The following is a 6158-nucleotide window of genomic DNA, read 5'->3' as shown; positions in this document are numbered from 1 at the left end:
TCCACATCAGTGTAAGGGGGTCATTTTTGGACGCCGATCACCCCTCTACGGGGTCAAAATTGCACGCCGGTTCACAGCTGGTCGCATTCCCGTTTCCGATGCGCCGGCCTTGGATACCCACTGGATCAGCCGACTAATTGCGGAGCTCGGAAACGATCGGACCTTTGCAGTGAAGGACTTTCACGAAGTCTCTTTCGCGATCTATGACGGCCTCGCTCTGGACATGCTCTATGAGTATCTGGAGCGTCGATCGGCACCGCACCGCGCAGGGCCTGACAGTGAGAGGCTTGCAAGAGCTTGGCTAAGGGCCACCCATTTTATCGATCCAATGAATGAGGGCGAGGGCGCATTATAATCGTTGTCCAGCGAAATCACGCCCCGCCTCCCTGGTGACACTTAGAAGTGATCCCCTCGCTATGTGATGTATTGAATTACGGATGCCCCTTACCATCGGCTATCCGACATCGGCGCCAAGGTCGTTGACAAACCGTTCAGGCGTCCTGAAGCTGCCGTATTTCCGGCACCATCTCCCTCATCTCGGGGTAGTTCGCAGCTTGCACCGCCTGCCAAGTTGCCGACCGTTTTGCCAGTTCAGAGAACTGCGCGCCCGCGCCTTCCTGAGCGAACACTGAGTTTACAACGCGAGCCCAATCCCACAGCAGCCGAGAAAGCGGTCCGGACGTGTCTTGGCGTTGCCACACCTGCATGAGGTCGAGACGGTCGCCCAGACGCTGGGCCAAGATTGCCACGGTATAGCTCGCAATGTTGACGTAGCCCTGCTTAAAGATGGCCTTGGCATCCTTAGTTTTTATCTGCTTCTCAATCGCTTTGAACAGGATGACCTTGGCGATCATTTCCTTGTACCAGTTGATGTCGAGGGTCTCCGGAACGATTTCCGGCGTCTCGTCGAGGGCTGACATGAAGGCCGCGAAATTCTTCTCACCCCCCAGAGCCACCTGGTTCGGCAGACCGCGCCAGCTTTCGTGATATTTGGCCAAGTCATTCTTTGTCAGTTTCCGCCTGGTCGGGATAACCTCCTGCAGACGTTTTTTCTGCGCCCTCGTGCGGCCATCCCGCAGCATGGCCACTGCATATGCACCGGCGGCGCGTTCATAGAACCACCGCCCAGTACCATCCGGGCACCACGTGTCATTTGCCAGTTTCTCAAACTGAATGTGGAAGGGACGGTTGGCGGAGAGATCAGATGTCTTAACGGCAGTCTGGCTGTTCGCAAACTGCGAAATACGGGAGATCAGGGTCTCTCGACCCTGATCCTCGCCCTCGCGAAGAATTACGATCTTAGCTGGGATCATCACGCGCGAAAGGTCGAGGTCCTTGTTGTCTCGGCTTGCAAAATAAATAGATGACGTCGTTTGGCCACCGTTGACGATTTGCAATCCCTTTAGGAGCGAGATACCGACTTGGCCATCCTTCGCTTGCGTCAGGTCAGCCTCGTCACAAACAATGACCAGTCCGTTGTTATAGGCGAGGAAATGCCCTGGCTCGTCTTTGAGAGTATGCGCGATACCAGCGTTGACCTTCTTGCGGGTGCCAAGGAAAGAGCGGACGTTCGCCTCGAGAAGTGTGGTGTTAAAGCGCTCGTAGAGAGCACGCAGAACTTCCGCCGGAATGGCAGTCAGGGCATAATCGTAGTCGGCGGTGGGATCGGCAACGTGAACACATGGCAAGGGCCGCCCGATAGCCTGCTCGAAGCTGATCGCTATCTCCTCACGCGGCTTGCCTGTCGTGTGGCGGAACAGTCGCTCCATGTCCATTGCCTCGACTTGGACGAGGCGACCCTCCACTTCTCGCGGGGAGAAGTGTTTCGACTTCGTCTGTCCGTCGGTAAGGACGATGACCCGTAGCTGATCCAGATCATGCCAACGACGCTCCAAGGTCTCAACGAGTTCAAGAACCGGACTTGTCGGATCCAGACGCCTGGAGAGCTTGCCTGCGCCGGCATTGGCTGCAAAGGTCACGGCGGCTTTCGCAACGCCACCCACATCGGAATCCCTTAGCTGACTCAGGTGTTCGGTGCCAAGATAGTGCGTCAGGAAGAGATCGATACGCGTGTCGTCGGCGGAAATGCTGAAGCCGGAAATGCGCAGCTTTGCATTCCGAACCGTCCCTTCCCAATGGCAAACCTCAGGCGCTTCGGAAATACCTGCAGCGCTCACGTCGTCCATGGCGAGCTCCGCGAAAACAAGCTCTTCTTGCGGAAATGCCTCTTCCGGGTTGTTGGCCCGTTCGGCTACGACGCCCTGAACATGGTTCCGGAACTCTGCGTGAAATTCAGATAGGTCCATCGGCCGTCTCTCCAAGCACCTGCAACATTACGTCTATAGATTTTGGCTCTTCACTCAAACTTTCGATGTCGAGCTCGTATCGCGCATTCCGGATCTGGCCCGGCAATGTCGCGCGGCGAAGACAGGGAAAATCTTCTTCAATGAGGAAGCACTGCACCTCTCCCGACAAGAATCTTTTCGTGTACCGATCGGCGTGTTCGTCAAAGTAGCGCGACAGCAATAGCAGCGCGTCGAACTGCTTGCGCACTCCAGAACCTTCCATGATCTCGCGGACGCGGTTGACGCATTGCGCCAACGTTTCACCGCCCTCACTTTCAGCAAAACGTATGGCGCAGAGGAACATGGGGCAGCGATCACTATCCAGCTGATCGATGGAGTTTATCTGGGCGACAAAACCCTGCGCTTTGGCCGTGCTCTTTACTTCAATTGCGCCGCAATCGACATGGAAATCCTGAGCCGCCTTCAACGGTCCTTGCCAATAGTCCAGCGCCAACAGGCCGGAACCCGTATGCCGGACAAGGGCTTCCAAAATTAGGAGCTCCCCCAGCAGTCCGGCCTGCTTCTCCGTCGAGAGCGGCTTCCGGCGTTGATTGGCCATGAACTCCTGCCATTCCCGGACCCGGACAAAGAAGGCGTCAAGCGTCGCGCGAGGCGTAACGCGGTCGAGGTTCTCGAGATGACGCAGGACGTTTACCGCCATCAGGGCGAAGAGCTCGTGTGACCCTTCAAGCAGACGCACCAAGGCGATAGCCTCCCGGCCTTCCGATTCAGCGTGCGTAGGCACACGTAATACATCGAACCCACCACCACCGGGAAGCCGGTCCGCAGCCTTGGTCGTCCCTGCCGGAAAATCGACCACTATTGCTTCACGACTCCCGGGGAAACTGCGCCCGGCGTGAAAGACCACAGGCCCATTCTTGTGGATCGGCGATAGCGCCCATTCCTCGCCCTCGACATCCCTCAACGCTCGCCACGTTCGAGTTAGGCCATCTTCACTCCAGGTCATCTACCATTGCCTCCCAAAGCACCGAGTTTGCCATGTAGTCCGCATCTCGTATCCGTAGTTTCGACGGACTGCCCGGGAACGAGAGGGACCAAGCCAACACCGGCTTGCGCGCCTGCAGTGCCGGACACGAAGATTTTTCGGGGTCCAGCATATACAGCAGCAACAGCCCCCGCTTTCGATCGGGTGAAAGACCAAGTTCCTCGTGCCCGAACCCCAAGACGTGTCGGATGGCGGGACCATTGGGTTCGCTTGGTGGTCCCTTGGCCTCGTTTCGTTCGGCGTCACCACGCCATGTCTCACGACTTCGCGCAAGTGCGGCCTCATATTGTTCTTTAGTCAGGTCGATGGCTTGATCACGTGGAGAAATAAGGGTCTTGATAGAGTAACGGTCTGGATACTCGCCGATCGACGTGCGCTTCAGCATTCCCACCTTAAAACCCGCAATTTCTCCTTCGCGGCCATCGGCGGCGCCGACCAACGCCACTGTCCATTCGGTTAGTTCTCCGGTGCCACTCATTCTCTCGATGAAATCCGCCAGCATGGGGGGAACAACTCGATAGGACTTCGGATGGGTCTGATAAGACCGAAGAAATTCCACGACAGCTATCGAAGGAACTTTGCGCCACAGGGCTCCGTTCCAATGTTGATCTTCTCGCGGATACTGCTGATCCTGTAGGGAACGGCCCTGCCCCAAAGCGGCCACGAATTTCGCGCCCACCTCAAAATTTCGTTCGTGTTTTTCATCGATCGGGAATGCCACTGTTTGCATCAGGCTACCAGAATAGGTCAGATGCACCGGCTTTGCGGAACGCATTTTTGCCTTGGACGTCACGGTGAGGGTATGATGCGACAGCACGCGCAAGCCGAAATCTCTCGGCGTTGCCTTAACTGCTGCCATATTATCGAACTCCTCCCGTAATTCTTCGGCTGCGTCGGCAATGTGGCCGAACCATTGAATCATGTCACCTGACGTGTAGAGGCGGCAGACATCGAGATACCTGTCGCGATACCCAAACCAGCGCCCCATCTGCATGAGAGTGTCGTACATTTTGGTCGTGCGCATAAAGTAGCTTGTGCAGAGCCCTTCCAAGGTCAGCCCACGAGCCAGTTTGTCGCCACCAATAGCAATGACCTTCAGTCCTTTTTTCTCATTCTCGGCGTAGTCCAGAGCATCTTTGGCGGATCCGTTGATTTCCCGGACATCGATGTCTTGGAGCACTGAAGGAAGAACGGCTCGGACGTCGATCCAATTCACATCTTCACCCTGCGGCACTTCCGGAAACGCATCGCGCAAGCGCGCCATGTCCGGACGAAAGCGCAACTCGAAATCCGCTTTCATAACGGCATCGAGTTCGGCCAGATCAATCTTTCGGTCATAGCGCCGGTTCATGTGGCGAACGAAATCCTCCACCTGAGAGACGATCTCGTTCTGAACCGACGTGAAACGCGAGACGTGGATCAGCATGGAGCTGTGCCTGTCCCCTTGGCCGCGCAGCTTGCGGACCGCGCACGCGAAGATGAACGAGCGGATGGCTTCCTGCAGTCCCTTGGGCAGAACGCGTTCCCCACCGATCCGAGGGTGCCATCCGTTCTTGTGAGTGGGCGGCATCCATTCCAGATAGTCGTCATCGTCGAGCGTCCTTGCCAGCGGCAGATCATCTGGAATCGACGAGGCAGAGCCGAAAACGCGGCCAGGCCCGATGTAGTTCGTGGGCGCTCCCAGACTGGTTATGAAAGCCGATGGAAAAAGGTCCGGCCCGTGCTCAGCAGTGGCACTGCGTTCGTGGATAAAGATGTTGGCGAAGGGCGTCGCAGTGTAGCCAACGTAGGCCTTCCGCGAAAAGGTGTGAAGCACGCGTCTAATGAGGCCGTTAAGGACGGTCGGCGAATGTTCGAGGTCGGGTTTTCCATCGTCCCCGATCGGGACCTCCCCCGTATCAACAGAGCCGTGATCGGACTCGTCATCAATGACAAGCGCCGGCAAGGCACTGACAATCCTGCGCCCGGTTTCGGTCTCAACCGCATCGGCGGCATGATTTTCCAGCCAGTAGACCAGCCGTTCAAGAACATGCTTCTGCTTCTTCACCACGAACAGCCAAGGGCGTTCCTCGGGCTTCACATTCAGCTTGCGGGAAGCCGCTGTGTCGAAGTCTCCCTTGTCTGAACGATTGGTCGCGCAGTTCGGTTGTGATTTCTTGTCACTGTCTATCTGGCCGACGCCGACAAGTGGGAGGTGATCTACGTTAACGAGAGTCGCATACCCCAAGAACCCTTCGTCGAGGCGAATTTGGGTCTGTGCCCTCAGGTTGTTGTGCAGACCTGCCAATACGATGATAATTTTGTAGCCGGCATCGGCAGCCTTGCAGATCAATCCGGTGTAATTTCCGGTCTTTCCCGATTGGACATGACCCACAACCAATCCGCGGCGATCCCAGTTGCCTGGACGAAGCGGGTCTTCGAGGTTTCCGAGGATCTCGTCGGTCGACTTGTCCAGCGCATCCAGCGCTTTCCACGGAAGTTTCTCTTCCATGTATTCGGAATACCGGCGCCAGTAGCGCCATCCCTGCTTGCGATCCGCATCCAACCATGGTTCGTGACCCTCGTCACCAACCAAGGAAGCGCCCTTACCGATCCCGTGGCTCGACCTGCGGATCATCTCGTCGATGACTGCCTCCCGGTCGATATTTTCGAACAGTTCCGGATCAATCATTTCGACCTTACGCAAGACGTTGTCGATAAGGTCCGCGGTGACCAGTTCTCCCGTCTTTTCGACTTGGCGACGGACGAAGGGCTCACTGGTCTTCAGGATGTCCGCGAAATCCCTGCTCTGCGACATTGTCGGCTGC

3 protein-coding genes and 1 pseudogene are annotated in these 6158 nt (G+C 56.7%); 1 reads left to right on the top strand and 3 read right to left on the bottom strand.

What is annotated here, in order from left to right; translation table 11 throughout:
- Nucleotides 1-355, top strand: a pseudogene (locus RBB42_RS13150) (hypothetical protein); the annotation flags it as partial.
- 136 nt (nt 356-491) lie between these two features.
- On the opposite strand, the gene RBB42_RS13145 reads toward RBB42_RS13150, so the two are convergent.
- Genes RBB42_RS13145 through RBB42_RS13135 form a run of 3 tightly spaced genes read right to left on the bottom strand, consistent with a single transcriptional unit; the run spans nt 492 to nt 6148 of the window.
- Nucleotides 492-2306, bottom strand: a complete 1815-nt coding sequence (locus tag RBB42_RS13145; RefSeq protein ID WP_305972544.1) for an AIPR family protein — start codon at nt 2304-2306, stop codon at nt 492-494.
- Nucleotides 2293-3312 carry a PD-(D/E)XK motif protein gene (locus tag RBB42_RS13140; RefSeq protein ID WP_305972543.1) on the bottom strand — a complete coding sequence of 340 codons (1020 nt, stop codon included), beginning with the start codon at nt 3310-3312 and terminating at the stop codon, nt 2293-2295. The genes RBB42_RS13145 and RBB42_RS13140 overlap by 14 nt, the downstream gene beginning before the upstream one ends.
- Nucleotides 3299-6148, bottom strand: coding sequence for a Z1 domain-containing protein (locus RBB42_RS13135; RefSeq protein ID WP_305972542.1), 2850 nt, complete (start codon nt 6146-6148; stop codon nt 3299-3301). Before RBB42_RS13135 ends, RBB42_RS13140 begins: the two co-directional genes overlap by 14 nt.
- Nucleotides 6149-6158 lie beyond the last annotated feature (10 nt).

Origin of the sequence: Mameliella sp. MMSF_3455 (assembly GCF_030733205.1) — a bacterium.
In the GTDB taxonomy this organism is placed as follows: domain Bacteria; phylum Pseudomonadota; class Alphaproteobacteria; order Rhodobacterales; family Rhodobacteraceae; genus Antarctobacter.
Note: the sequence above shows the minus strand (reverse complement) of the source record. Positions and strands in the feature narration are given on the sequence as shown.

Bases quoted from the DNA above. Each gene is read 5' to 3' on its own strand.
- RBB42_RS13145 (WP_305972544.1), bottom strand. From the start codon at position 2,306: ATGGACCTATCTGAATTTCACGCAGAGTTCCGGAACCATGTTCAGGGC.
- RBB42_RS13140 (WP_305972543.1), bottom strand. From the start codon at position 3,312: ATGACCTGGAGTGAAGATGGCCTAACTCGAACGTGGCGAGCGTTGAGG.
- RBB42_RS13135 (WP_305972542.1), bottom strand. From the start codon at position 6,148: ATGTCGCAGAGCAGGGATTTCGCGGACATCCTGAAGACCAGTGAGCCC.